Genomic DNA, 26230 nt, shown 5'->3' on the forward strand with positions numbered 1-26230 from the left:
CGTCTCGGTGTCCGGATCGCGAAAACGGCTGGTCAGGATGAGTGGGCGGCGATGAGGGTGGCGACCATGGCGGCCAGGGCGAAGCGGGGTTTGACGTTGGTGTCGAGGGCCTCGCGGCAGGCGAAGACGGCTTCGATGGAGCGGAGCAGGCCCTCCGGGCGGACGCGGTCGGCCAAGTCGTGGATCTGGTCGGACAGGTCGGGGTGGGTGAGGGTGACGCCGGAGCCGTTGCGGGCGGCGCCGAAACGGACGGCGAGGGCGTCACGGTAGACGCCGGCGATGTCGATCAGCGCGCGGTCCAGGGCGTCGCGGCCGGTGCGGGTGGCGCGGGATTTCTGCCGACGTTCGAGATCCTTGAGGACACCGGCCGAACCGCGGGTGGCGCCCGCCGCGCCTTTGCCGGTGCCGCCGGCGCCCATGGCGGTGGCGAGTTCGTCACGTTCGCGTTCGTCGCGGGCCGCGCTCATCAGCTTGGCTTCGTCGTCGGCGGATTTCACGAGGTCGTCGGCGGCGGCGTAGGCGGCGCCGGGGCGGGAGACCGCGGCAACCAGACCCAGCGCGCGCTGTCGGCGGGCGCGAGCCTCTTCGTCGGTGGCCAGGCGGCGGGCGCGGCCGACGTGGCCGCCACTGATGGAAGCCGCCCAGGTGGCCGTCTTCTCGTCGAGTTGGTCGCGGTCGCGCAACACCTGCGCGATGGCGGCGACCGACGGGGTGACCAAGTGGACGTGGCGGCAGCGCGAGCGCAGGGTGATCGAGATATCTTCCGGGTCCACCGACGGCGCGCACAGCAGGAACACCGTGCGGTCCGGTGGCTCCTCGACAACTTTCAGCAGGACGTTGCCCGCGGCCTCGGTCAAACGGTCGGCATCCTCGATGACGACGACCTGCCAGCGACCGGTACTCGGGCGGCGGGACGCGACCTGCACGATCTCGCGCATCTCCTTGGTGCTGATGCTCAGCCCCTCGGGGATCACGCGGCGCACATCGCCGTGCGTGCCGGCCATGGTGGTGGTGCATGCGTGACAGCGGCCACAGCCGGGCGTGCCTTCGTCGGTGCATTGCAGAGCGGCCGCGAAGCACAGGGCCGCAACGGATCTGCCCGAACCGGGCGGACCGGTGAACAACCAGGAATGCGTCATCGCGCCCTCGATGACACCGGCCCGGGCCGCGATGGCGGCAGCCGTCAGCTCGGACTCGACCGCATCCTGGCCGACCAACCGATCGAAGACACCTGGCACGGGCTACACCATAGCGGGCCGCACCGACAGCTCAGGACACTCGGCTATAGGTGCTGTTCTGCCCGTCCAGCTCTTCGCGAATGATGTCCGCGTGCCCGGCGTGCTGCGAGATTTCGCGGAGGATGTGCAGGAACGTCGTCCGCACCGACTGCCAGACCTGGCCCTCCACCCACGGGTTGGTCGGCGTCGGAATGGAGGTGTCCAAGCTGTCCACCGACCGGATCAGCTCGGCGGTCGCTGCGGCCGCCTCGTCCCAAGCGGCGATCAGGCCCGCGACGGTCTCCTCGGGCGCCATGACGTATTCACCGCCGAATGTGGTGACGTCGAGCGCCGCGTGCTCGTCGCGCTCGATGATCACTTTGGTCCAGTGCCGCTCACAGTTGTTCAGGTGATGCAGCAGACCACCGAGGGTCAGCTCGCTGGACGTGGTGCGTTTGCGCGCCTGTTCCTCGTCGAGACCACGCAAGGTGATCTTGAACAACTCGCGCTGTTCGGCGAGCATCGCGATCAGATCCTCGCGCTCCTGATCGATGGCCATGGGGAAGATCCTTTCGCCGTTGCCCAGCAGTATCGACTGAGGCTACGACGATTCCAGCACCCCAATACTCGGATCAGTGAACCCGGGCCGGGGCTCAGGCCTTCTTGGCCGCGGTCTTCTTCGCGGCGGTCTTCTTGGCGGTCGTCTTCTTCGCGGTCGTCTTGGTGGCCGCCGTCTTGGTGGCGGTCTTCTTCGCTGCGGCCTTCTTCGCCGGCGCCTTCTTGGCCGTCTTCTTCACCGGGCCGCGCGCCCGCCGATCCGCCAGCAGCTCCGAAGCCCGCTCGTCGGTGATGGATTCGACCTCGTCACCCTTGCGCAGGCTCGCGTTGGTCTCGCCGTCGGTGACGTACGGACCGAAGCGGCCGTCCTTGATCACCATCGGCTTACCCGTGGCGGAGTCGTTGCCGAGCTCGCGCAGCGCCGCCGCGCTGGCGGCCTGCCGGCCACGCCGCTTGGGTTCGGCGTAGATCTTCAGCGCCTCCTCCAGCGTCACGGTGAAGATCTGATCCTCGGTGGCCAGCGAGCGCGAGTCCGTGCCCTTCTTCAGGTACGGGCCGTAACGACCGTTCTGCGCGGTGATCTCCTCACCGGACGCCGGATCCTTACCCACCACGCGCGGCAGCGACAGCAGCTTCAACGCGTCGTCCAGGGTGATGGTGGCCAAATCCATCGACTTCAGCAGCGAACCGGTGCGCGGTTTGGGCGCGGCCGCCTTCTTCGCCGTCTTCTTGGCCGGGGCGTCGGTGGCTTCCGGCTCGGGCAGGATCTCGGTCACATAAGGACCGAAACGTCCTTCCTTGGCGACGATTTCGTGCCCGGTCACCGGGTCGGCACCGAGTTTGCGGCCCTCCTGCGGCGTCGAGAACAGCTTCTCGGCGACCTCGGGGGTCAGCTCGTCCGGCGGCAGATCGTCGGGCAGGTTCGCCCGCTGCGAGATCGAATCACCTTCGGGGTCATCGGGATTGGTGACCATGCGCTCCAGGTACGGCCCGAATCGGCCGACCCGAACCACCACGTCGCGGCCCTCTTCATCGGTGAACAGCTTGATCGAGTTGACCTCGCGGGCATCGATGTCATCGAGCTGCTCGCCGACCATCTTCTTCAGGCCGCCCGAGCGCGCGACCGAACCCTCGACGCCGTGATCGCCACCGAAATAGAAGGAGGACAACCAATTTCCGCGCTGCTCGCGGCCACCGGCGATGGCGTCCAGATCGTCTTCCATGGCGGCGGTGAAGTCGAAGTCGACCAATCGGCCGAAGTACGCCTCCAGTAGCCCGACCACCGCGAACGCCACCCACGACGGCACCAGCGCGCTACCACGCTTGTACACATAGCCGCGGTCCAGAATCGTCTTGATGATCGACGCGTATGTCGACGGACGACCGATGCCGAGTTCTTCCAGCGTCTTGATCAGCGAAGCTTCGGTGAAACGCGCGGGCGGATTCGTGCTGTGCCCATCGGGATTCAGTTCCACCGCGGTGACGCCCTGGCCCTCGTCCAGGGCAGGCAGACGGGATTCGGCGTCGTCGGACTGGCCGCCCGCCTCCTCGTCCACGCTCTCCACGTAGGCCTTGAGGAAGCCGGCGAAGGTGATGGTGCGACCGGAGGCGGAGAACACGCACTCTTCGCCGGTGCCCGCGACGCCGGTGATGCGCAGCGTCAGCGTGGTGCCCTTGGCGTCGGCCATCTGCGAGGCGACAGTGCGCTGCCAGATCAGCTCGTAGAGCTTGAATTCGTCTGTGTCGAGCCGAGAGTGCAGCTGGCCCGGGGTTTGGAAGGTGTCGCCGGAGGGACGGATCGCCTCGTGCGCCTCCTGCGCGTTCTTCACCTTGCGGGTGTACTGACGCGGCGTCGGCGAGACATAATCCGGACCGTAGAGCTGCGTAGCCTGCGAACGCGCGGCATCGATCGCCGACTGCGACAGCGTGGTCGAGTCGGTACGCATATAGGTGATGTAGCCGTTTTCGTAGAGTCGCTGCGCGACCCGCATCGTGCGCTCGGAGCTGAACCGCAGCTTGCGGCCCGCCTCCTGCTGCAACGTCGAGGTCATGAACGGCGGATACGGCTTGCGCGAGTACGGCTTCGACTCCGCGGAGGAAACGACCAGGTCGGCGCCGTCGAGCGCCTCCGCGAGCCGGCGGGCGTAGGGCTCGTCCAGTACGACGACACCGCTGCCCTTGAGCTGACCGTCGGGGCCGAAATCACGGCCGCTGGCCACCCGCGAGCCGTCGACCTGCACCAACCGCGCCCCGAAGGTCCGCGGATTGGACGAATCGCTGCCGGCGGCGGCGCCCGCGTCGAGTTTCGCTGCGATATCCCAGTATTCGGCCGAGCGGAACGCCATGCGCTCACGCTCACGCTGCACGATCACCCGGGTCGCGACGGACTGCACACGGCCCGCCGACAGCTTCGGCATGACCTTCTTCCACAGCACCGGACTGACCTCATACCCATAAAGGCGGTCCAGGATGCGGCGAGTCTCCTGCGCGTCGACCAGATCGTTGTCGAGTTCGCGGGTATCGGCGGCGGCGGCCTGAATGGCCGGCTCGGTGATCTCGTGGAACACCATGCGGCGCACCGGCACCTTGGGCTTGAGCGTCTCCAGCAGGTGCCAGGCGATGGCCTCGCCCTCGCGGTCGGGGTCGGTGGCGAGGTAGAGCTCGTCGGCGTCTTTGAGTAGGTTCTTTAGCTCGCTGACCTTGGCTTTCTTCTCCGGGCTCACCACATAGATCGGCTCGAAGTCGTGATCGACATCGACGCCTAGGCGGGCCCAGGACTCACCCTTGTACTTGGCGGGTACGTCCGCGGCACCGCGCGGTAGGTCCCGAATATGACCGACAGAGGCTTCGACCGTGTAGTTGCGACCCAGGTACGGCGCGATCTTGCGGGCCTTGGTCGGGGACTCGACGATCACGAGACGACGCAGGGGACGGCCCTGGTCGGCTGTACCGAGGTCTCGTGCTGCCACCGGCGAATACACCTTTCCTTCTCGACCCGCGCGACGCTGGTGCGTCATCTATCTACCGCGGTTTGGGGCAAGCGTCGGCAACATCTGCCGCCGCTACCAGACACGTTTATACCTTGACGTCGGCTGCGGGCGATTGCTTGCGACCCCGAACCACCGAGCGTACGTGGTAACCGGAACCCAGTATGCAGTGCGGGAGCCGCTAGGTGCCGTATGCCACTCGGAGATGTGTCCTGCCCCAGATATAGCTCGTCCCCCACCTCCGCTACCGGGGGTGAGGGACGCGCTGTGGATTATGCGTCGCTCAGCTGAGCGCGCGAACTCCGGTGGCCTGCGGGCCCTTGGTGCCCTGGCCGACCTCGAACTCGACCTTCTGGTTCTCCTCGAGGGTGCGGAAGCCCTGACCCTGGATCTCGGAGTAGTGGACGAAGACGTCAGCGGAGCCGTCCTCGGGCGCGATGAAGCCGAACCCCTTCTCCGCGTTGAACCACTTCACAGTTCCCTGTGCCATTCTATTCCTTCTCTTTCTTACCGGAACGGCGGACAACTGGGTTCGTCCACCGGGTCCGTTCCGACCGTTGTACTGTTGGTTCCCCCTGCAAGGAAAGCACCAAGCACACCGTTCGCAACATCGATCCTGCTGACGGTTTGGACTTTGGATCCGTCCCTCGAACACAGAAGCTTGCGACCAGGAACCAGTGAACCATGTCTTCGAGCAATTCGACAGTCGAGTTACCGACAATTTGCAAAAAAGTTGATCTTGCGAATGCGCAGGTGAGGGACGCAATGGGTGAATCCAGACTCAAGGTTCGTTTGCTCCTGGATAACCTAGTGAGCATCTGGCAAACCCCCTGTGACCCGGGTCGCTATTTGGTATCGAAATGGCAGGTAGGCCTTGCCAACCGCACACGTTTCACACTTTCTCGGCGTGTCGGGCGTCCCGCGTTGTGAATCCTCCCGACTTCTCGACCCTCTCGCACAGTTCCGAACAGCTCAGCTACGGTCGATCGTTGCTGAATCGTGTCCTCCCCCGTGACCCCCGACTCACCCATGTCGTAGAGCTACCGTCCCGCCACGCGCTCACCACGGAATGGCCGTCCTGGGCGGCGCCCGAGGTAGTCGACGCCATGCGCGCCGCCGGTATCGAAAAGCCCTGGAGTCACCAGACCAGCACCGCCGAAGCGGCCGCGAGCGGGCAGCACGTGGTGGTCAGCACCGGCACCGCCTCCGGGAAATCCCTGGGATATCAGCTGCCCGTCCTCACCGCGCTGCGTGCAGACCCCCGGGCCACCGCCCTTTATCTGGCGCCGACCAAAGCGTTGGGCGCCGATCAACTACGTGCGATCGGGGAATTGACCCACGAGGGTCAGCTGCGGGACGTCCACCCGGCCACCTACGACGGCGACACTCCCGCCGAGATCCGGCAGTGGGCGCGGGCCAACGCACGCTGGATCTTCACCAATCCCGACATGCTGCACCTGGGCATTCTCCGGTCGCATCAGCGCTGGGCCCGGGTGCTGCGCCGGCTGCGCTATGTGGTGATCGACGAATGCCACGCCTATCGCGGGGTCTTCGGGTCACATGTGGCACTGGTGCTGCGCAGATTACGGCGCATCGCCCAGTACTACGGCGCGGATCCGGTGTTCATACTGTGCTCGGCGACCACCGCCGAACCCGCGGCCGCCGCGTCGCGGTTGATCGGCGCGCCCTGCGTCTCGGTGACCGAGGACGGTTCGCCGCAGGGTGCTCGCACGGTCGCACTGCTCGAACCGCCCCTCACCGCGCTGACCGGTGAGAACGGTGCACCGATACGGCGTTCGGCGACATCGGAGGCGGCCGGGATCATGGCGGATCTGGTGGCCGAAGGAGCACGGACGCTGACCTTCGTGCGCTCCCGGCGCGCCGCCGAATTGATCGCGATGGACACCAGGCTGCGGCTGCGCGAGGTGGATCCCGACCTCGCCGAACGGGTCGCCGCCTATCGGGCCGGATACCTGGGCGAGGATCGGCGAGCCCTGGAGACGGCGCTGTCCGACGGCACGCTGCTCGGCGCGGCCACCACCAACGCGCTCGAACTCGGCGTGGATATCGCGGGGCTGGACGCGGTGGTGATGGCCGGATTCCCGGGCACGGTGGCCTCGTTCTGGCAGCAGGCCGGACGGGCCGGGCGGCGCACCCAAGGGTCGCTGGTACTGCTCGTGGCCAGGGACGATCCGCTCGACACCTACCTGGTGCGGCACCCCGAGGCACTGCTGGAAAAGCCGGTCGAGGCGACGATCACCGATCCGCACAATCCCTACGTGCTGGGCCCGCAGTTGCTCTGCGCGGCACTGGAACTGCCCCTCACCGACGCCGAAGTCGACGCACTGGACGCGCGCGAGTTGATGGCCGATCTCGCAGCTCAGGGGCTGGTTCGATGGCGGGGAAACGGCGGCGGACGCTGGTATGTGACCGATGTTCAGGCCGGGCCGCACGACGCGGTGGACGTGCGCGGCGGGATCGGCGCTCCGGTAGCGATCGTGGACGGCGAAACCGGGCGGATGCTCGGCACCGCCGACGCTGGACGGGCCCCCGCCACCCTGCATCAAGGGGCGGTGCACCTGCATCAGGGCGAGACCTACCTGGTCGACGAACTGGATCTGGAGGGCGGGGTCGCGTTCGTGAGCGCTGTCGACCCCGGGTACACCACCAGTGCGCGTCAGCGCACCTCGATCGCGATCGACGGCATTACCGAACAGCACAGCCATGGCGCGGTGACCAGCGCATTGGCGCAGGTCACGGTAACCAGCCAGGTGATCGGCTACCTCCGCACCCTGCGAACCGGCGAGGTGCTCGACCTCGTCGAACTGGATCTACCGGCACAGACACTGCCCACCCGCGCGGTCCTCTACACCGTCACGCCGGAGCTGCTGGAGCGCGCCGGCATCGAGCCGCCCGAGGTCCCGGGAGCCTTGCACGCGGCCGAACATGCCGCGATCGGCCTGCTCCCGCTCGTGGCGACCTGCGATCGATGGGACATCGGCGGCGTCTCCATCGCCGAGCATCCCGACACCGGCTTGCCGACGATCTTCGTCTACGACGGCCAGCCCGGTGGGGCCGGATTCGCCGAGCGTGGGTTCGCGCAGTTGCGGCAGTGGTTGGCGGCGACGCTGGCGGCCATCGAGTCCTGCGGATGCGCGGCCGGGTGCCCGTCGTGCGTGCAGTCGCCCAAGTGCGGCAACGGCAATCACCCGTTGGACAAGGAGGCGGCGGCTTGGCTGCTCGCGGCGGTTCTGGGCGAGTTGAGCCAGGCGGCCGCGCCTGGTGAAGGCCCGGATTCCGATTTGTGACGAGGCCGCGCTTCGGGCGTGACCGCGTCGCCGCCTGGCTGGGAGATCACCAGCGAGCGCGCTGGCCTGTCCCGGTAGGCGTTGCGCGGTCGGATGCAGCCGGGTTTCGTCCGGATTAAATAGGATGGGATTCATGTTAACTGCGCTATTGCCACACTCCTTTCCGGCGCGACGTGCGGTTTCATTCGAATGGCCCAGACAGCGCGGGCATAAATAGAACTGAAGTCGCATTTGTTGGTCATCTGAATTACGGAATTGCACGCACTCAGGAGGCTGAGCGCAAAGTGTGAACCGCCAGTCACAACTCATCCTCGACTGGTCCTGCTCGCGCGATAGCACTAACTACCCGGGCACCAAACAGACCCATTGGTACATTTCTCTCGGCCGTCACAGTTACATCCCATTGCGACACCGAACACGTCCGTACTCGCGCGCGCATAAGCCGCGCGATGTCTCCAGCCGCGGCACACCCTGCCTCCACTCCCTCCCCGAGCGCACCTGCCCCCGCCAATGCCGCCAGATCAGCAGCTGCCTGCACCCGATGCCGCGCCACCACAGCTGCCCCAACCTGACTGATCAACAACGTGACCGCGATCAAACCCGCGAGCGCGAGGCAGGCCAGCACAGTCGCGCCGCCGCGCTCGTCCCCCGCTTCGATCACCAACCGCCTTCGTGGTGGCCCGTTCAGCCCTCCGCTATCGGCATCGATGCCCGCGAGGTCAGCTCGATCAAGCTGTTCACCGATGAAAGCGAAGCACGTCGCCACCGTGTTCGGCACCCATGGCCGACGTAGCCCGTCGAACCTCACGATCATCGTATCCGTGTGTTCGAGAGGTGTTGGCCCGCAGACCGTTTCGGCATCCTTGCTCACTGAGACACTCCAGGCTCTTGCATGGCAACGGCATCCGCCCGCAACAACAGCGGCAACAACGGCGACCGGGCGGAAACAACCACCACCACCCGGTCCCCTTCCACGCGCATCGCGACGTCGGCGCCCGGCGGTGCTACCCGCCGAGCCACCGCTACCGCATTCGCCTCGTCCCCGCGCGCGGCCAATCGAGCTGCTTCACGCGCGGCGTCGACACAACGCACCTGTGTCGACGCCGCGAGCAAAGCCCCGAAACACAGCACCACCGCAACCAGGACCGCACTCAACGCGATCGCCGCCTCGACTGTCACCGCACCCCGGTCCCCCGCCGACCTCGCTGCCCGCCCAACCTTCACACGCTGGTGTTCAACGCCTTGTCGATGATCTTCGTCAACGCGTTCACGATCGAATCTCCGGTCACCACGGCATACAACACGGCCCCGAAGGCCGCCGCCGCGATAGTCCCGATCGCATATTCGACCGTGCTCATCCCCTCCTCTGCTCCCACCACCCGCAACACCCGCACCCGCATCCCCAACTCCAACCGCCGCCCCACCGCCCAAGCACGAAGGCCGATCCGCCCCCACACCACACGCTGCGCGGCCGCCCACAGATGAAGCGCGGTTCGACCCAACATGGTCGGTTGCACCGCCGCACACGAACGACGGCCAACCCGACCACACACCGTTCGCCGCACCACCTCCCACAGACGAAGCCCGGTTCGACCCACCATGGTTCGCTGCACCGCCGCACACGGAATAAACCCGATTCGCTCCAACACCATCCGCCGCACCGCCGCACACTGGCGAAGCCCGGCCTGACCCAAGACTGTCCGTGCTCGGGCGACGAGGCGGCCCAGCACCGTCGGTCGCGCCACTGCCCACGCACGAAGGCCAACCCGACCCGACACCGTCGGTTGGACCGCCGCACGCGGACGAAGGCGAACCCGACCACACATCGTCGGTCGCACCGCCTTCCGCAGGCGAAACCCTGCCGGCCCCGGCCCCGTCCGTCGCGCCCTCTCCCATGCTCCCGAGACCAGGCGGCCCAGTTCCCGTCGCAACACCGCCGATGCGCGCAGACTGAGCCCGACCAACGCCACGTGCTGTGCCATCACCCATGCCCACAAGGCGACTCGGCCAGAGCCAAGTCGCGCGGTCACCGGCCACGCCGACGACTCGGTTTCGCCAGATCCGCGCCGAACAGCCGTCCGCGTACATCGGCCGATCCGGTCGAGCAGCGGTCGTTGTTCCTGCGTTCGTGCGCGGAATCCATTCGGGCTCAACCGCACTCGGGAGCACAACATCGACGGAGCGCCCATGCTGCCGAGGCGACGCTGTGCACCCGCCCGTGTCCGCGGGATGGTGGAGTCCGACTCGGACGGGAGGGCGGTGTCGGACTCCACCCGCTGCGGGGATTCGTACGGTGGCGGATCGACCTTCCCGATCAGCGGTCGTCGTCCCTGCATTCGGAGTCCCAAACCGTTCGGGCTCGACTCGGCTCGGGCGCACAACATCCACACCGGGTGGCCGATCCTGGCGATTCCACGTTGTGCACCCGCCCGCGTCCGTGGGATGGCCGACGCCCCCCGCTGCGAGGGTTCGCACGTGTGGAGGTCGACCTTCCCAAGCATTGTTGGCTGCTTTGCCATTTGTCCCCGCGCACCGTTTCCGCCTACTGCGGCCCGCTGTGGAAACGTCGGCGCTCGCAGGTCGGCTTCGTTCATCGGTGACTGTTGCACCATCGTTCCTTCCTGGAGACGGGCCTGATCCGGCCTTGCCCGCTGCGAGGAATCCCGAGCCCGCCGGTCGACTTCGTTCAGTTCCGACCGTCGCTCGGCCGTTTGTTCCCGGAGATAGGGGCGTTCCGGCCTGGCCCGATGAGACGATGCCCGTGTCCGCAGGTTGACACAGTTGAGTGCCGGCCGTCGCGCCACCATTCGCTCCCACAGATCGGTCCGGTCCGGGCGTTCCTGTGGGAACGCTCGTGCTGGATGCTCGACCACGTTGCGTGCTTGCCGCACAGTTGTTTCGGCCTGCGGGGCGGTATGGTCTCGCACCTGCTGCAGCGGTGGCTTGACTGCGATTTCGGTTTGGGCGGCCGCTGGGCCGGTCACTCTCTCGATCCGCATTGGGTTCCCCTCTCTTCTGCGTCCGCGCGGCGGATCCGCGTGGGCATGGATTTGTTGTGGTCACAGGAGTCCGTCGCCGAGGACTCGGTGGGCCAGGCCGATTACCACGGGCACTATGCCCAGGCACAGGAATGCCGGGAGGAAGCACAGGCCGAGGGGGCCGCTGATCAGTACGCCTGCTCGTTCGGCGCGGGCGGCTGCGGCATCCTCAAGGGTGGCTCGGTGGTGTTCGGCGAGTTCCGACACTGCCGCGGACAGGGAAGCGCCGGATCTGGCGGAGCGGCGGGCCATGCGGGCCAGGGCCTCGACTTGCTCCGCGCCGGGACGTCCTGCGGCTTCTCGCGCCGCTCGGTCCCAGGCTGTGGTCGCGTCGGCTCCCAATGACAGGAGGTCCGCCGCTCGTCCCAAGGCGTCCGCGAGCACCTCGGGTGCGCTTCCCGCCACCGCCCGTGCTGCGCCTGCCATGGGCAACCCCGAACGCAGACAGGCGGCCAGCAGGTCGAATACGGAGGCGACCGCGAGCGGATCCGTCGTGCTCCTCCGAATCCGCTTGGCGGCCAACGGCTCTGGTACGTCGTCCAGTACCGCGCGCAGTCGCCGGTCCACGGCGACACGGCCCGGTAACAGCACCAGTGCGCAAGCTGCCAGTAGAACCGACACAGCGCCGAAGCTACTCATCAGAACTCTCCTTTCGGTCCTGTCGATTGCGCCTGGCCAGACCTGTGGGCACAACTGCGCGGTCCACAACCCGATGACGTTGAATCCGGCCGAAAATCCTGAACCGCAATCGATTCGAGGCGCTCGACACCCGTCCACACCCGTTCACGCCTCCGCCCAGGTGGTACGTGCCTGTTTGTGCACAACCGTCCCCAGCTGTTGCCGCGTGCCGAAACTTGCGCGCCGGTCACTCCACCCGCCCCAGTTCTCGGGCACATGAGCACAGCCGCTGCTGAGCTGTGGGCGCCCGATGCAGACACCTCGCGCGAACCCGCTAGCCCCGGCTCGGATGTGCAGCAGCACAACCATCCCGAACCATGAGCGCCGACGCACGCACCTCGCGCGCACTCGCCAGGCCGAGGTCCAGTCCAAAGGTGCACACGCATTCCACAAACTGCTGTCGAAGAGCCTTCCGTCTCATGAGGGCACGTCAGAGCGGCGTTGCGCTCGAATGGGCAGGCCCGCGCGGCCGATGCGTCCTTGCCTCGCGGACCTACCAGGCCGAGGTTCCGTTCGAATGCATACCTACCGCCGAGCTGATGGCGACTGCATCTCTGTCTCGTTCGGACCCGGCGAGCGAAGGGCACGTTCGGAGGTGTGGTGCGGACAGCTGAATCAGTTGGGACAGAATGGGTCCTGGGACTTCGGCGGTGGTCACGCCGAGGAGTAGGCCGCCGGATTGACGTGCGGTGGATGTCGGACGGCCGAAATCTCGCAGGGTGCGAATTGTGCACAGTCATCCCCAGGTGTTCGGTCATGTGAGGACCCTTCGGGTGATGGCGTCGGTCCAGAGGACGCCGGTGCAGGCGAGCGCGGTGCCCAAGGGGAGCAGCAGGGTGCCGGTGGGGGTGGTGAAAAGGGTGGTGAGGGGGGCGGCGCCCATTAGTTGGCCCAGGGCTATGCCGAGGAGGGGGAGGTAGGCGAGGACGGTGGCGGTGGCGCGGGCGCCCGCGAGGGCAGCGGTGGTGCGGCTGCGGAAACGGATGCGGGACTGGAGGTCTGTGCGTGCTGCGGTGAGGAGTTCGGCGAGGGCGAGGCCGTGGTGTTCGGCTACTTGCCATGCGGTGGCGACGCGGGCCAGTTCGGGAGCGATGACGGAGTCGGGGTGGTGCAGGGCGGTGGCCCCGGAGCCGCCGAGGCGGCTGCGGGCGGCGCTGATGGTGAAAGCCTGGGCAGCGAGGCCACGTGATTCGCGGGCCGCGACTTCGGCGGCGGAGCTCGGGTGGGCACCCACGCGGAGTTCGGCGATCACGGCTTCGAGAGCGTCCAAGAGGTAGGCGCTTTCGGCGGCACGCTGCCGGTCCCGCCGCATGCGGCGAGTGCGCAGGGCGAAGGTGCCGGTCACGAGTACGGCCGCGGTCAACGGACCGACGCCTACCAGCAGCACGGCCGCGAGGCCGAGCACGATAGGCACAGCGATCATATTGCGCGGCAGTGACTTTCGTTCCGCAGCGGTATCGGCGAACAGCGCGCCGAACCGGCGGCGGGCAGTCGGGACCGGTACCGCGATCAATGCCGTGACGAGGCACGCACACGCGACGATCACCGGTTCGGCCGTTCTGACGGCAGGTCAGTCGCACCGGTGACCGACGGCGACGCAGACAACCGGGAAAGCACTGGGTGGATCGGTGCCGTGATCATTGCGAGAGCCGCTCGGACAGCAGCTTCGACAGTTCTGTGGCGGCCGGGGTAGGGCCGCTGTCGGCTGCCCAGGCGGGGGCTATTCGGACACGGCCATCGGGTTCGCGCTGAACCAAACCGATTTCGCGCAATCCGCGGGTGCCGTCGGCGCGGCGGTGCACGTGCAGTACGACCTGGATGGCGGCGCTGAGTTGGCTGTGCAGGGCGGCGCGGTCCATGCCGCCGAGTGCGGCGAGGGCTTCCAGGCGCGCGGGCACTTCCTGGGGCGAGTTGGCGTGCACTGTGCCCGCTCCCCCGTCGTGGCCGGTGTTCAATGCTGTCAGCAGGTCTACGACCTCGGCTCCGCGCACCTCGCCGACGACGATCCGATCGGGTCGCATACGCAGTGCTTGGCGAACCAGGTCGCGGACAGTCACCGCGCCGACACCTTCGACGTTGGCGGTGCGGGCGACCAGCCGGACCACGTGCGGGTGCGGTGGGGCCAGTTCCGCGGCGTCCTCGACGCAGATGATGCGTTCGTTCGGGTCGACCTTGGCCAGCAGGCCGGACAGCAGGGTAGTTTTGCCCGCACCCGTGCCGCCGACTACGAGGAAGGCCAGCCGGGCGCGAACGATCGACTCCAACAACATCTTCGCTTCGGACGGCACCGCTCCCGCGGCGGCGAGGGCATCGAGCCCCTGAGTGGCCGGGCGCAGCACGCGCAGGGATAGGCAGGTGCCGCCGTGCGCGATCGGCGCGAGTACGGCGTGTAGGCGTACACCGAAGGAATCGCCCAGCGCTGCTTCGCTTCCCGACAGACGCCCGTCTACCCACGGCTGGGCGTCGTCCAGGCGGCGGCCCGCCGACAGTGCCAAGCGCTGGGCCAGCCGGCGTACCGCGGCTTCGTCCGGGAAGCTGATCGAGGTCTTCTCCAGACCGCGGCCGCGATCGACCCATACCGCATCGGGGGCGGTGACCAGTACGTCGGCGACGAGCGGGTCGTGCAGCAGGGGTTCGAGCACGCCGGCACCCGTCAGCTCCGTCTGTAGCAGCCGCAGCGCCCTGAGCAGGTCGGTATCGCCGAGCACCGCGCCGGCTTCGGCCCGGATGGCGGCGGCGACCTGGGCGGGGCCCGGATCTCCGGTGTGCCCGGCCAACCGCTCCCGTACGCGGTCCAACAGCTCCGTGGTCACGAGGGTGCTCATCGGACAGCCTGTGCCACAGGGGAACTCAGCACCGACAGCACCGCGTCGGCCGCGTCTCGAAGCGGTCCGCGGCGCGGCAGACCGAGGCCGGCACGCTCCAGGCGGGCGGTGAGGCCGGGCTGGGCGCGGACTGCGGCGAGCAGGGGCAGGTCGAGGAGTTCGGCGACTTCGGCGCCACGGAGGCCGCCCGGGGCGGGGCCGCGAACGACCAAGCCCTGGTTCGGATTTCGAGTGCCGATGTAGGCGGCGAGTGTTTCGGCGGCGGCGAGGGCGCGCAGGCGAGCGGGCACGATGAGGACGACCAGGTCGGCGGAGTCGAGGATCACGTCGGCATGCGGACCGCGCTCGGCGGAGAGGTCGCAGACGACGAGATCGCCTGCGCCCCTTCCGGCTTCGATTACGGCATGGACAGCGGCCGGTGTGATTTCGACGGGCAATCGCCCGGCACCGCCACGCCCGCAGGACAGCACGGCCAAACCGGGCGCGGCCGCGGGCAGCGCGGCGTGCAGCGCGGCGGCGGAGATCCGGCCGTCCTCGATGACGAGATCGGGCCAGCGCGGGCCGGGCGCGTTCTCGAGGCCGAGCAGCAGGTCGAGACCACCGCCGAGGGGCGCGGCATCGAGCAGGACGGTGTCGGAACGGAACCGTTGCGCAGCCGAACGAAGGGCGGTGGCGGCGGCCAGGATGGAGGCTCCGGCGCCGCCGGTGGCACCCGCGATGGCGATAACTACGCCGTCGCCGTGACGGTATTCGGCATGCTCAGCAAACTTCTCGATAAGCCGCACGGCAGTACCAGGCAGGGCGATGACGAGCTCGGCGCCGACGGCCGCGGCGGCCTGCCAATCGGCGAGCCCCGGCTCGCCGTCGGTCACCAGGACGACGCCGATGCGGCGGAGATATCCGGCTTCGGCGCCGGCCTGCGCGACGGTGGTGTCGACGATGATGAGCGGCGCCGCGGCCCAGCTGTGCCGGCCGATCGGGAGGTCGCGTTCGTCCAGGGCGCGTTCCGTGGCGGCCGCGATCCGGCGAACTTCGTCCCGGAGCCGGGTGTCGCGGACGAGCACCAGGGCCGGTGGGGCCGCGATCACCTGCGCTGCTTCGAGTTCCATGCGGTGAGCGTGCTGCACCGGGGAATCGAGCGGAAGACCCGTTATGCCGAATGTGGATAACTCGGAGGCTGGGGATAACTTTTCTTCGCGCCCTGTGCGAACAAGGGCCGTCCTGAAAATAGAGGACGGCCCCAGCCGGGGGGGGAGGAGGCTGGGGCCGTCGGGTTCAGCCCCGGGGGGTCGGGCTGAACGCGCCTGGACTATGTCCAGGTGCCAGCAATACTACACCCAAGCCCTGGCAAGAACGCAAGTCCGTCATAGGAGAAATTTGTCCCCGCCGACGGCCCGGCGTCTTCCGGGCAAACCTTGTGCCGACGGGGTGCGCGGAGACGATCGATCCTTCCCCCGGCCGCGCTCGTTCGCGCACTCACGGGCCGTCGCTCCCCGGCTCCGGCCGCCCCGGCCCTATCCTGAACGAGTGACAGACGACGGTGATCAGCGCGTGGCCGCATTCTTCGACCTCGACAAGACGGTGATCGCCAAGTCGAGCACCTTCGTCTTCAGTAAGCCCTTCTTCGCCCAGGGCCTGCTCAACCGCCGGTCGGTGCTGGAGAGCAGCTACGCCCACTTCATGTTCCTGCTCTCCGGCGCGGATCACGACCAGATGGAGCGAATGCGCGAGCACCTCACCAAGATGTGCGCGGGCTGGGATGTCGAGCAGGTGAAATCCATTGTGGCGGAGACACTTCACGAGCTGGTCGATCCGCTCATCTACGCCGAGGCCGCGGATCTCATTGCGGACCACAAGATTCGGGGTCACGACGTGGTGATCGTGTCGGCCTCCGGCGAGGAGATCGTCGCACCGATCGCGGAGGTGCTCGGCGCCTCGCACACCGCGGCCACGCGCATGGTGGTCGAGGACGGCAAGTACACCGGCGGGGTCGATTTCTACTGCTACGGCGAGGGCAAGGTTCAGGCCATCGAAAAGCTCGCGGCCAGTGAGGGTTACGACCTGTCCCGCTGCTACGCGTACTCCGATTCGATCACCGATCTGCCGATGCTGCAGGCGGTCGGCCATCCGACGGCGGTGAACCCCGATCGCAACCTGCGCCGCGAGGCCGTGGCCCGGAACTGGCCGGTGCTCACCTTCTCCAATCCGGTGTCACTGTGGGCCCGATTCCAGGCGCCGTCGTCGACCACCCTTGCCGCGACGGCGGCCGTCGGCGTGAGTGCGGTGGTGGCCGGCGCGATCTCCTACCGGCTGCTGCGCAAGCGCCGCTGAGCTTTAACTGACCTGGCATCGGGAGTGCCGCGGTGCTGTTGGGCGGGGCAGCCGAGTGCTAGCGGGAGCGTTTGCCGGTCTGCCTTGGGGGTCGCGGCGACCAGGCATTTAACCACGAAACGCCGATGGACACGCCGGTAATCTGATGTGTTCGCAACCCTTGAGTGACGCCGGTCACAGTGGTAGAAAGGTAGCTACGGAAGGACGGAAGGCCTGGGCGGAATCGGAAGAGAAGATTCAGTCTCCCCTCCCACCCTTCCCAGCACGGACACCAGGCACCCACGCGGAGCGCGCCGCGACAAGGGCAGAAGCGTTGTGGGCCTGCGAGATTCGGCTTGTTGCGGCGAGAGCCTCGCACAGGTTGCGGGGATGAACCGTAGGAGTCCGATCACTCGCCGAGGCCGCGAACACAACCCACCCAGCACGCTTGGTAACCGGGTAGTCCGTGCTTCGCGGGCGGTGAAGTCGCAGCAGCGGCTACGCCGCCCGCTTTGATGTTTCGGGCCGGTCAGGCCACCGCCGAATCGGCGATCGAAGTCGCTTCCCGCGCCCCGTCTTCGAGCGCCGCGCAGCACAGGACGACCCAGCCGCCCACCGCCTCCGCCTCGCCGGTGCCGAACGCGGCGGCCGCATCGAGATAGGCCTGCCGCCGGCGCAACCAGAACACTTCGGGCACGCCCAGGCTGTGTGGATCCAGCCCGCTGGACACGGTGACCAGCCGCGACGCCGCCCGCGCCACCACTCCGTCGGCGGTGCCGAAGGGCCGCAAGGCGAGCAATTCACCGTGCACCACGGCCGCGATCACCGGCGCGGGCGCACGCGTCGCCTGCACGGTCTGTCCCAGCAGGTCCAAGCGTTCGGCGACGCCGGGTGCGGTGCGCGGTCGGCCGAGCAGTGTCTCGTCGGTGACCAGGTCGGCGGCCGCCAGCAGATGCAACCGGGCCAGCGCCTGCAGCGGCGCGCGCTGCCAGGTCCCCGCCAGGTTGCGCAGAGCGTCACCGTCGAGAGCTTGGCCGACCCGCAGCGATCCCGCCAGGATCGGGTCTTCGACCACGCCGTCCGGGGAGGGCAACTCGGTGCTGCCGCCGTCGATGGCCGCGGACGAACGCGCGGCCCGCACGGCTGCTTCGGCGGCCGTGGTCGGCCAGCCTCGGCGGTTCGCCTTGTGCCGATGCACGGCCGCGAGCGCGTCGCGGGCACGGTCGGCGGCGGCACGGACACCGGGCAGGTCGACGAGTGGCTGTAGCGGGTCGGTCACGAGATATGAGGCTAGCGGGCACCCCGCGAACGCCGAACGCCCCGCCGGTCAGCGGGGCGTTCGGCGTTCGAGCGGGCGGACCGAGGCGTCGCGGTATCAGCGGACCGCAACGTCGCGGCCTCAGCGGACCGCACCATCGCGGCCCCAGCGGACCGCAGCCTCGCCGCTCCAGCGGACCGCAGCCTCGCGGCTCCAGCGCACCGTCACGTCACAGCTCCAACGGACCGTCACGTCACAGCACAACGGACCGCCACGCCAAGCCGAGCGCACCGCACGCCAGAGCCCTAGCGCACCGCATGTCACAGCCCCAACGCACCGCACGCCACAGCCCCAACGCACTGCGGCATCCCCGGACTCAGGTGGCGAGCAGCTCCCGGCCCGGGATGGCGTCCAGCAGCCGGCGGGTGTATTCGGTTTGCGGGTTGTCGAATACCTCGGTGGTGGAGGCGGATTCGACGACGCCGCCCTTCTGCATGACCAGCACGTCGTCGGCGATTTGGCGGACCACGGCCAGGTCATGGGTGACGAACAGGTAGGACAAACCCAGTTCGGCTTGCAGATCGTTGAGCAGGTTCAGGATCTGCGCTTGCACCAGTACGTCCAGGGCCGAGACCGCTTCGTCGCAGACCACCACCTCCGGGTTGAGGGCCAGCGCCCGCGCGATGGCGACGCGCTGGCGCTGTCCGCCGGACAGCTCGTTCGGATAGCGGCGCATCACCGTGGCCGGCAGCGACACCTTGTCCAGCAGGTCACGCACGGTGGCCTCGCGTTCTTTGGCGTTGCCGATCTTGTGCGTGCGCAGCGGTTCCTCGATGGTCCGGTAGATCGAGTACATCGGATCCAGGGAGCCGTACGGGTCCTGGAAGATCGGTTGCACTCGACGCCGGAAGGCGAAGGCCTCCTTGGCGTTCAACTTCGCCACCTCGCGACCGTCGAAGGTGACGCTGCCCGAGGTGGGTTCGAGCAGGCCGAGCACCATCTGGGTGACGGTCGACTTGCCGGAACCGGATTCGCCCACGATCGCGGTGGTCGTGCCGCGCTTCAGGCGGAACGACACCTTGTCGACGGCGGTGAAGTCCGTCGACTTCCACGGTGTGCTGCCGCGGATCTTGAACACCTTGGTGAGGTTCTCCGCGATCACCACGTCGTCGCTGACCGTGGCGACGGCCGGATCGTCGGCCAGCACCTGCTCGGCCACCTGTTCGGCGACCTCGACCGCCTGCTCCCGGATCTCGGCGCGCTTGCGCACCGCCGAAAGCCGTTGCGAGGCAAGCGACGGCGCGGAGTTGACCAGCTTCTTGGTGTACAGATGCTGCGGGTTGCGCAGAATCTGCAGCGCCGGACCGGACTCCACCACTCGGCCGCGATACATCACCACCAGATGCTCGGCGCGTTCGGCGGCCAGCCCGAGGTCGTGCGTGATCAGCAGCACCGCGGTGCCGAGTTCGCTGGTCAGTCCGTCGAGATGGTCCAGGATCTGTCGTTGCACGGTGACGTCGAGCGCGGAGGTCGGCTCGTCGGCGATCAGCAGTTTGGGCCGGCACGACAATCCGATGGCGATGAGCGCGCGCTGGCGCATGCCGCCGGAGAACTCGTGCGGGTACTGGTTCATCCGGCGCTCGGCGTCGGACATACCGGCTTCCTCGAGCAGCTCGGCCGCCCGTTTCGCGGCCTCCTTGCCTTTGGCTATCCCGTTGGCCTCCAAGGTCTCCCGGATCTGGAAACCGATCTTCCAGACCGGATTCAGGTTCGACATGGGGTCCTGCGGCACCAGGCCGATACCTCTACCGCGCACCGCCACAATGTCTTTCGACGAGCTCGCGGTGAGGTCCTTGCCGTCGAACATGATCTTCCCGGAGGTGACCTTTCCGCTGCCGGGCAGCAGATCGATGATCGCGTGCGCGGTCGTCGATTTGCCGGACCCGGACTCGCCGACGATCGCCACCGTCTGCCCCGGATACACCGCCAGGCTCACCCCGCGCACCGCGGGGATCTGCTTGCCCTCGGAGGTGAAACAGACGTTGAGGTCTTTGATGTCGAGCAGTGGCTCCATCGCCGCGGTCACCTCTTCCTGGCTTTCGGATCGAGTGCGTCGCGCACCGCGTCACCGAGCATGATGAAACTCAGCACGGTCAGCGCGAGCGCGGTCGCGGGATAGAACAGAATCGGCGAGGTGCGGATGTCGATGCGCGCCTGGGCGATATCGGAACCCCAGGACACGATCGTGCGCGGCAAACCGACACCGAGGAACGACAGCGTCGCCTCGGTGACGATGAAGACGCCGAGCCAGATCGTGGTCACCACGATCAAAGGCCCGGCCGCGTTGGGCACCACGTGCCGCAGCAGCGTCCGGAATCGGGAAACACCGAGTGCTTTCGCCGCCGTCACGTATTCACTGTTCCTGGCTTCGATCACCGCGCTGCGGGCGATACGCGCCGCCTGGGGCCAGGTGAACATCGCCAGGATGGCAATGACGGTGAAGATCGTCCGCTGGTCGAGCAACTGCATCAGCACGATGGCGGCCAGCATCAGCGGGATGGCGTAGAAGACTTCGCCCACCCGGGACACCACGGAATCGAGCAGTCCGCCGTAGAACCCGGCCAACGCCCCGAGGGTGCCGCCGATCAGCAGGAACAGCATCGCCGAACCGACCCCAGCCGCCACGGAAGCCCGTGCGCCGTAGACGGTTCGGGCGTAGATGTCACAGCCCTGTTTGTCGAAGCCGAACGGATGCCCGGAACTGCGCGGCGACATGCTGAAAGCTCCGTCGCAGTACTGCGGATCCTGGCTGGTGAACAGCGTCGGGAAGAACACCACCACCATGACGAACAGGATCATCAGCATGGCCACGACAAAGATGGGATTGCGCCGCAGCTGTCGCCACGCGTCGGCCCAGATACTGGTCGGAGCCCCGTTCTCGACGACCTTGTCGGTGGCCAGCACCTCCACCTCGTCGGGCGGCGCGACGTAATACTCCTGCCCGGGCCGGGCGTCGGCGCTGGGCTTCTCGAGGTCAGGCATAGCGGATCCTCGGGTCGAGTGCGGCATAGACGAGGTCGATCAGGAGATTCGAGATCAGGAAGATCACGATGAGCACCGTGACGAAGGAGACCACCGTGGGCGGCTCACCACGCACCACCGCCTGATACAGCGTGCCGCCGACGCCGGGGATATTGAAGATGCCCTCGGTGACGATCGCGCCGCCCATCAGCGCGCCGAGATCGGCGCCCAGGAAGGTGATCACCGGGATCATCGAGTTGCGCAAAATGTGCACGGTGATGACGCGTGGACGGCTCAATCCCTTGGCGGTCGCGGTCCGCACGTAGTCGGCGGTCATGTTCTCCGCCACCGAGTTCCGGGTCAGCCGCAGCACATAGGCGAACGACAGGGACCCGAGCACGAAGGCCGGGACGAGCAGCTCACCGTAACTGGCCTTGCCGGTCACCGTCACCGGCGCGATTCCCCACTTCACACCCAGCACGAACTGCGCCAGGAAGCCGACGACGAACACTGGCACCGCGATGATCACCAGGCTGATGACCAGCATGGTGGAGTCGAACAGTTTGCCCTTACGCAGGCCCGAGATCAGGCCGAAGATGATGCCGAAGATGCCCTCGATGGCGACGGCCATCAGGGCCAGTTTGATCGTGATCGGGAACGCGCGGGCGAGTTCGTCCCGCACCGGCCGGCCGGAGAAGGCCGTGCCGAAATCGAAGGTGACGATGCCCTTCAGGTAGTACAGGTATTGCATCAGGAAGGGTTTGTCGAGGTTGTAGCGAGCCCGCAGCGCGGCCTCCACACCCGGTGTCAGTGGTTTCTCACCGGCCAGCGCCTTGATCGGGTCACCCGGGATCAAGAACACCATCGCATAGATCAGCAACGTCGCCCCGAGGAAGACGGGGATCATCTGGAGCAGACGCCGCAGGATATACCAAGCCATAGCTGTATTTCCTCCGGAAAGGGCTGAGAGCCGCACCCCCGAGCAGGCGGTGCGGCTCCAGCGCGGCGATTACTTGAGCTCGAGGTTCTCGAAGTCGAACAGGCCGCTCCAGGCGAGCTCGCCCTTGACACGGTCCGAAACGCCCGCGGCGGCAATGTAATCCCACAGCGGAATGTCGGCCATGTCCTTGATCATCAGGGCCTGTGCCTCACCGACCAGCTTGTAGGACTCCTCCTCGCTCGACGCGGCGAGCGCGGCCTTCAGCAACCGGTCGAACTCCGGGTTGTTGTAGTCGACGTTGTTGGTGTCGGAGAAGCTGAAGTACTGCGAGGTGAGGAACTGCAGCATGGTCGGGTAGTCGCCCTGCCAGCCGTAGCGGAACGCCTTCCCGATGGTCTTGGCGTTGACCTCGTCACGGATCTGCTTGAAGGTCGGGTACGGGGTGGCGACGGCGTCGATGCCGAGGGTGTTCTTGATGCTGTTGATCACGGCCTCGGCCCATTCCTGGTGGCCGCCGTCGGAGTTGTAGGAGAACTGGTACTGGCCCGACCACGGGGAGATAGCGTCGGCCTGCGCCCACACCTTCTTGGCCTCATCCGGGTTGTACTTCAGGTTCTCGACGCCGGGCAGGTTGCCGTTGAAGCCGGGCAGGGTGCTCGCGGTGAAGTCGAGCGCGGGCTTGCGGGTGCCGTGGAAGATCTTGTCGCAGATCTGTTCCCGGTTGATCGCCATCGAGATCGCCTTGCGGCGCAGCACGCCTTCTTCGCCGCCGAAGTGCGGAACGCTGCTCTGGATGCCGATGTGCTGGTTCTGCGCGGTCGGCTTGCTGATCGCGCGGTCGCCGAGGTCGTTCTTGTAGGTCGACAGCGCGCTGGCCGGGATGGTGTCGAGCGCGTCCAGGTTTCCGCCCTGCAGATCGGCGTAGGCCGTATCGAAGGACTGGTAGTGCACGAACCGCAGGCCGTCGTTCTTGGCCGGGCGGCCGCCCTGGTAATCCGGGTTCTTGTCCAGATCGATCTTGACGTTGTGTTCCCACGTCTTGAACTTGTAGGGGCCGTTGCCGACCGGCGCCTCACCGAAGGCCTTCATGTCCTTGAACGCGACATCGGGCAGCGGATAGTACGGCGCGTAACCGAGACTCAGTTCGAAGTCGATGGAGGGCTGGGTGAGCTCGACGGTGAAGGTCCGGTCGTCGACGACCTTGAGCCCCTTCATGGTCTGGGCCTTCGGCGGCTCGGCCGATACCTCGTCGAAGCCGGCGATCGAGGCGTAGACGTAGCTCTGTAACTGGGCATTGGTGCCGAGCGCGCCGTAGTTCCAGGCATCGACGAAGTTCTTCGCCTTCACGACGGTGCCGTCGGTGAACTTCCAGTCCGGCTTGATCGTGATCTTGTAGTTCTGGCGATCGGTCGTCTCGATCTTCTCGGCCATCTCGTTGTGCGCCTTGCCGTTGGCGTCGTAGTACTTCAGCCCGGCGTAGAGACGGTCGACAACTCGACCACCCATGTTCTCGTTGGTATTCGAAGGCACCAAGGGGTTCTGCGGCTCACCGCCGTTGACCGTAACGATGCCGGCGTCGGCACTGTCGTCCGACGATGAACAGGCGGTCAACCCGAGGCTTGTGGCCACCAGTGCTGCCGCGGTCAGCGCGATTGCTCTGTTGAATCTCAACGCAACTCCCGTTTTCGGTGCGAGGGGAACGGCGGCACACGCACGGTCCAGCACCGACGCACCCCAGCCGATCCACCCAGGATGCATCGGAGGTTAACCATCCTGGACAGTCCTGTCCCGGGATCGACAAAGGTTCGTTCCACAATTTACAAATCCGGCGGGTTGCCCGTTACACAGAAAAGATCACGTGAATACGGCCGATCCGCCGGAACAATGCCTCCACCCGAGGCCATCCGAGGTTCGACGGTTCGGCTCATCTCACAGCCGAATTTCCCTGGCCGTGATCGTTTGAAACCTGGTGGACACACTCGGCACGGCAGCGGGCCGCGTTGGCTACTGTCGACCTCGGCCGCATCGAATCGTGCGCTCAGGTTACGTGGAAAGAAGAGAAGAGATGACCGAAACCACTGCCGATCATCAGGATTCGTACCCGCCGTCGCCGGAGTTCGCCGCCGCGGCCAATGCGGATGCCTCGCTCTACGCGCAGGCCGAAGCCGATCGCGACAAGTTCTGGGCCGCGCAGGCCGACCGGCTGCACTGGCACCAGCGCTGGTCGCAAGTCCTGGACTGGACCGACGCCCCCGTGGCGAAGTGGTTCGTCGACGGCAAACTCAACGTCGCCTACAACTGTGTGGACCGGCACGTACTCGCCGGGCACGGCGGCCAAGTCGCCATCCACTGGGAAGGCGAACCCGGCGATTCCCGCGACCTCACCTACAACGAGTTGCTCGCCGAAGTCTCCCGAACCGCAAACTATCTCACCGAACTCGGGCTCGAAGCCGGAGACCGCGTCGCGATCTACATGCCGATGATCCCCGAAGCGATCATCGCCATGCTGGCCTGCGCCCGGCTCGGACTGACACACTCGGTGGTCTTCGCCGGGTTCTCCCCCACCGCGCTACGCCAACGCGTCGACGACGCCGGCGCCAGGCTGATCATCACCACCGACGGCCAATGGCGGCGCGGGACCGCGGCCCCCCTGAAAGCCGCCGTGGACGAAGCACTCGGCACTGACCCGACAACCGTCGAACACGTACTCGTGGTGCGCCGCACCGAGATCGAAGTGCCCTGGACCCAAGGCCGCGACCTGTGGTGGCACGACACCGTCGGCCAAGCCTCCCCCGAACACCAAGCACAACCCTTCGACGCCGAACACCCGCTGTTCATCCTCTACACCTCCGGCACCACCGGAAAACCCAAAGGCATCCTGCACACCACCGGCGGCTACCTCACCCAAGCCGCCTACACCCACCACAACGTCTTCGACCACAAACCAGGACAAGACATCTACTGGTGCACCGCCGACATCGGCTGGGTCACCGGACACACCTACATCGTCTACGGACCACTGGCCAACCGCACCACCCAAATCGTCTACGAAGGCACCCCCAACCACCCCGACGAACACCGCCACTGGAACATCATCGAAAAATACGGCGTCACCATCTACTACACCGCCCCCACCCTGGTACGCACCTTCATGAAATGGGGCAAAGAAATCCCCGCCGCCCACAACCTGTCCTCCCTGCGCGTCCTCGGCTCGGTCGGCGAACCCATCAACCCCGAAGCCTGGCGCTGGTACCGAGAAAACATCGGCGCCAACCGCACCCCCATCGTCGACACCTGGTGGCAAACCGAAACCGGATCCATCATGATCTCCCCACTGCCCGGCATCACCGCCACCAAACCAGGCGCCGCCATGTCTCCGCTGCCCGGGATCACGGCGAAAGTGGTCGACGAGGAAGGCAAGCCGGTGCAGCTCGGCGAGACCGAGGCCAACGGCTACCTGGTGCTGGACCAGCCGTGGCCCTCCATGCTGCGCGGCATCTGGGGCGATATGGACCGCTACCGGTCGACCTATTGGGAGCGCTACGCCGCTCAGGGCTGGTACTTCGCCGGTGACGGCGCGAAGCTGGATGCCGACGGTGACCTGTGGGTGCTCGGGCGCGTGGACGACGTCATGAACGTCTCGGGCCACCGCATCTCCACCGCCGAAGTCGAATCAGCACTCGTCGGGCACTCCGGCGTCGCCGAAGCCGCCGTCGTCGGCGCGACCGACGCGACCACCGGACAGGGCATCGTGGCGTTCGTGATCCTCACGGCCGAGGCCAAGGACACCGGCACCGCGCTGATCGACGAACTGAAGGCGGAGGTCGCACGCGCGATCAGCCCGATCGCCCGGCCGCGGGAAATCCACGTGGTGCCGGAACTGCCGAAAACCCGCAGCGGCAAGATCATGCGGCGATTGCTGCGGGACGTGGCCGAGGGACGCGAACTGGGCGACACCTCCACGCTGGTCGACCCGAACGTCTTCGAGGCGATCCGGGCCAGCCGCGCCTGAGCTTCCGAACGCTGGAGGGCGAGCGCGATCCTGAGTGCGCCGAGCCATGCGGTTCGCGAATCCGACGCCCTGAGCGCA

General features: G+C 67.0%; 19 protein-coding genes. 3 read left to right on the forward strand and 16 right to left on the reverse strand.

All coding sequences use genetic code 11. The annotated features are described in order from the left end of the window. Window positions 1-32: 32 nt before the first annotated feature. From BJ987_RS03885 to BJ987_RS03900, 4 genes are all read right to left on the reverse strand, one after another. Window positions 33-1238, reverse strand: coding sequence for a DNA polymerase III subunit delta' (locus BJ987_RS03885; protein ID WP_209884750.1), 1206 nt, complete (start codon window positions 1236-1238; stop codon window positions 33-35). Between the two features lie 31 nt (window positions 1239-1269). Beyond that, window positions 1270-1776, reverse strand: a complete 507-nt coding sequence (locus BJ987_RS03890) for a mycothiol transferase (RefSeq protein ID WP_209884752.1) — start codon at window positions 1774-1776, stop codon at window positions 1270-1272. 94 nt (window positions 1777-1870) lie between these two features. Beyond that, window positions 1871-4744: a type I DNA topoisomerase gene (gene topA / locus BJ987_RS03895; RefSeq protein ID WP_209884754.1), complete on the reverse strand. Its 2874-nt coding sequence runs from the start codon at window positions 4742-4744 to the stop codon at window positions 1871-1873. Between the two features lie 301 nt (window positions 4745-5045). Continuing rightward, window positions 5046-5252 carry a cold-shock protein gene (locus BJ987_RS03900; protein ID WP_194816936.1) on the reverse strand — a complete coding sequence of 69 codons (207 nt, stop codon included), beginning with the start codon at window positions 5250-5252 and terminating at the stop codon, window positions 5046-5048. A 499-nt stretch (window positions 5253-5751) separates the two neighbouring features. Between BJ987_RS03900 and sftH the strand changes: the two genes are divergently transcribed. Continuing rightward, window positions 5752-8070 carry a DEAD/DEAH box helicase gene (sftH, locus tag BJ987_RS03905; protein WP_245365802.1) on the forward strand — a complete coding sequence of 773 codons (2319 nt, stop codon included), beginning with the start codon at window positions 5752-5754 and terminating at the stop codon, window positions 8068-8070. Window positions 8071-8368: 298 nt separating this feature from the next. Here sftH and BJ987_RS03910 read toward each other — a convergent pair whose 3' ends face one another. From BJ987_RS03910 to ssd, 7 genes are all read right to left on the reverse strand, one after another. Next, entirely contained in the window at window positions 8369-8941 is a 573-nt protein-coding gene (locus BJ987_RS03910) for an Rv3654c family TadE-like protein (protein WP_307869459.1), read from the reverse strand. Next, window positions 8938-9249 (reverse strand): TadE family type IV pilus minor pilin, encoded by a 312-nt coding sequence (locus BJ987_RS03915; protein ID WP_209884758.1) that lies wholly within the window; start codon window positions 9247-9249, stop codon window positions 8938-8940. Before BJ987_RS03915 ends, BJ987_RS03910 begins: the two co-directional genes overlap by 4 nt. Window positions 9250-9290: 41 nt before the next feature. Then, window positions 9291-9470: a DUF4244 domain-containing protein gene (locus BJ987_RS03920; RefSeq protein ID WP_209897808.1), complete on the reverse strand. Its 180-nt coding sequence runs from the start codon at window positions 9468-9470 to the stop codon at window positions 9291-9293. Between the two features lie 1659 nt (window positions 9471-11129). Next, window positions 11130-11747: a type II secretion system F family protein gene (locus tag BJ987_RS03925; RefSeq protein WP_209884760.1), complete on the reverse strand. Its 618-nt coding sequence runs from the start codon at window positions 11745-11747 to the stop codon at window positions 11130-11132. A gap of 793 nt (window positions 11748-12540) precedes the next feature. After that, entirely contained in the window at window positions 12541-13209 is a 669-nt protein-coding gene (locus tag BJ987_RS03930; RefSeq protein WP_245365803.1) for a type II secretion system F family protein, read from the reverse strand. A gap of 214 nt (window positions 13210-13423) precedes the next feature. Beyond that, window positions 13424-14611 carry a TadA family conjugal transfer-associated ATPase gene (locus tag BJ987_RS03935; protein ID WP_209884764.1) on the reverse strand — a complete coding sequence of 396 codons (1188 nt, stop codon included), beginning with the start codon at window positions 14609-14611 and terminating at the stop codon, window positions 13424-13426. After that, window positions 14608-15720, reverse strand: a complete 1113-nt coding sequence (gene ssd, locus BJ987_RS03940; RefSeq protein ID WP_209884766.1) for a septum site-determining protein Ssd — start codon at window positions 15718-15720, stop codon at window positions 14608-14610. Before ssd ends, BJ987_RS03935 begins: the two co-directional genes overlap by 4 nt. 418 nt (window positions 15721-16138) lie before the next feature. Here ssd and BJ987_RS03945 point away from each other — a divergent pair, with 418 nt between their 5' ends. Next, on the forward strand, window positions 16139-16942 hold the full coding sequence (locus BJ987_RS03945; RefSeq protein WP_209884768.1) for an HAD-IB family hydrolase: 804 nt from the start codon (window positions 16139-16141) through the stop codon (window positions 16940-16942). A 508-nt stretch (window positions 16943-17450) separates the two neighbouring features. Here BJ987_RS03945 and BJ987_RS03950 read toward each other — a convergent pair. The 5 genes from BJ987_RS03950 to BJ987_RS03970 form a co-directional block, all read right to left on the reverse strand. Next, window positions 17451-18200 carry a Fic family protein gene (locus BJ987_RS03950; RefSeq protein WP_209884769.1) on the reverse strand — a complete coding sequence of 250 codons (750 nt, stop codon included), beginning with the start codon at window positions 18198-18200 and terminating at the stop codon, window positions 17451-17453. Between the two features lie 355 nt (window positions 18201-18555). Then, window positions 18556-20253 (reverse strand): dipeptide ABC transporter ATP-binding protein, encoded by a 1698-nt coding sequence (locus BJ987_RS03955; RefSeq protein ID WP_209884771.1) that lies wholly within the window; start codon window positions 20251-20253, stop codon window positions 18556-18558. A gap of 8 nt (window positions 20254-20261) precedes the next feature. Further along, on the reverse strand, window positions 20262-21221 hold the full coding sequence (locus BJ987_RS03960; protein WP_209884774.1) for an ABC transporter permease: 960 nt from the start codon (window positions 21219-21221) through the stop codon (window positions 20262-20264). After that, complete coding sequence (locus BJ987_RS03965) at window positions 21214-22140, reverse strand: ABC transporter permease (protein WP_209884776.1); 927 nt, start codon at window positions 22138-22140, stop codon at window positions 21214-21216. Before BJ987_RS03965 ends, BJ987_RS03960 begins: the two co-directional genes overlap by 8 nt. Before the next feature lie 69 nt (window positions 22141-22209). Then, on the reverse strand, window positions 22210-23811 hold the full coding sequence (locus BJ987_RS03970) for a peptide ABC transporter substrate-binding protein (RefSeq protein WP_245365804.1): 1602 nt from the start codon (window positions 23809-23811) through the stop codon (window positions 22210-22212). Window positions 23812-24205: 394 nt separating this feature from the next. Here BJ987_RS03970 and acs point away from each other — a divergent pair, with 394 nt between their 5' ends. Continuing rightward, complete coding sequence (gene acs / locus BJ987_RS03975) at window positions 24206-26152, forward strand: acetate--CoA ligase (protein ID WP_209884780.1); 1947 nt, start codon at window positions 24206-24208, stop codon at window positions 26150-26152. The last annotated feature ends 78 nt before the right edge of the window (window positions 26153-26230 follow it).

It is taken from the genome of Nocardia goodfellowii, assembly GCF_017875645.1.
Taxonomy (GTDB): Bacteria; Actinomycetota; Actinomycetes; order Mycobacteriales; family Mycobacteriaceae; genus Nocardia; species Nocardia goodfellowii.

Excerpts from the sequence above, each read along its gene's own strand:
- ssd (WP_209884766.1), bottom strand. The coding sequence starts at position 15,720 with ATGGAACTCGAAGCAGCGCAGGTGATCGCGGCCCCACCGGCCCTGGTG.
- BJ987_RS03935 (WP_209884764.1), bottom strand. The coding sequence starts at position 14,611 with ATGAGCACCCTCGTGACCACGGAGCTGTTGGACCGCGTACGGGAGCGG.
- BJ987_RS03955 (WP_209884771.1), bottom strand. The coding sequence starts at position 20,253 with ATGGAGCCACTGCTCGACATCAAAGACCTCAACGTCTGTTTCACCTCC.
- BJ987_RS03920 (WP_209897808.1), bottom strand. The coding sequence starts at position 9,470 with ATGCGGGTGCGGGTGTTGCGGGTGGTGGGAGCAGAGGAGGGGATGAGC.
- BJ987_RS03890 (WP_209884752.1), bottom strand. The coding sequence starts at position 1,776 with ATGGCCATCGATCAGGAGCGCGAGGATCTGATCGCGATGCTCGCCGAA.
- BJ987_RS03965 (WP_209884776.1), bottom strand. The coding sequence starts at position 22,140 with ATGGCTTGGTATATCCTGCGGCGTCTGCTCCAGATGATCCCCGTCTTC.
- acs (WP_209884780.1), top strand. The coding sequence starts at position 24,206 with ATGACCGAAACCACTGCCGATCATCAGGATTCGTACCCGCCGTCGCCG.
- BJ987_RS03930 (WP_245365803.1), bottom strand. The coding sequence starts at position 13,209 with ATGATCGCTGTGCCTATCGTGCTCGGCCTCGCGGCCGTGCTGCTGGTA.
- BJ987_RS03900 (WP_194816936.1), bottom strand. The coding sequence starts at position 5,252 with ATGGCACAGGGAACTGTGAAGTGGTTCAACGCGGAGAAGGGGTTCGGC.
- BJ987_RS03925 (WP_209884760.1), bottom strand. The coding sequence starts at position 11,747 with ATGAGTAGCTTCGGCGCTGTGTCGGTTCTACTGGCAGCTTGCGCACTG.
- BJ987_RS03960 (WP_209884774.1), bottom strand. The coding sequence starts at position 21,221 with ATGCCTGACCTCGAGAAGCCCAGCGCCGACGCCCGGCCCGGGCAGGAG.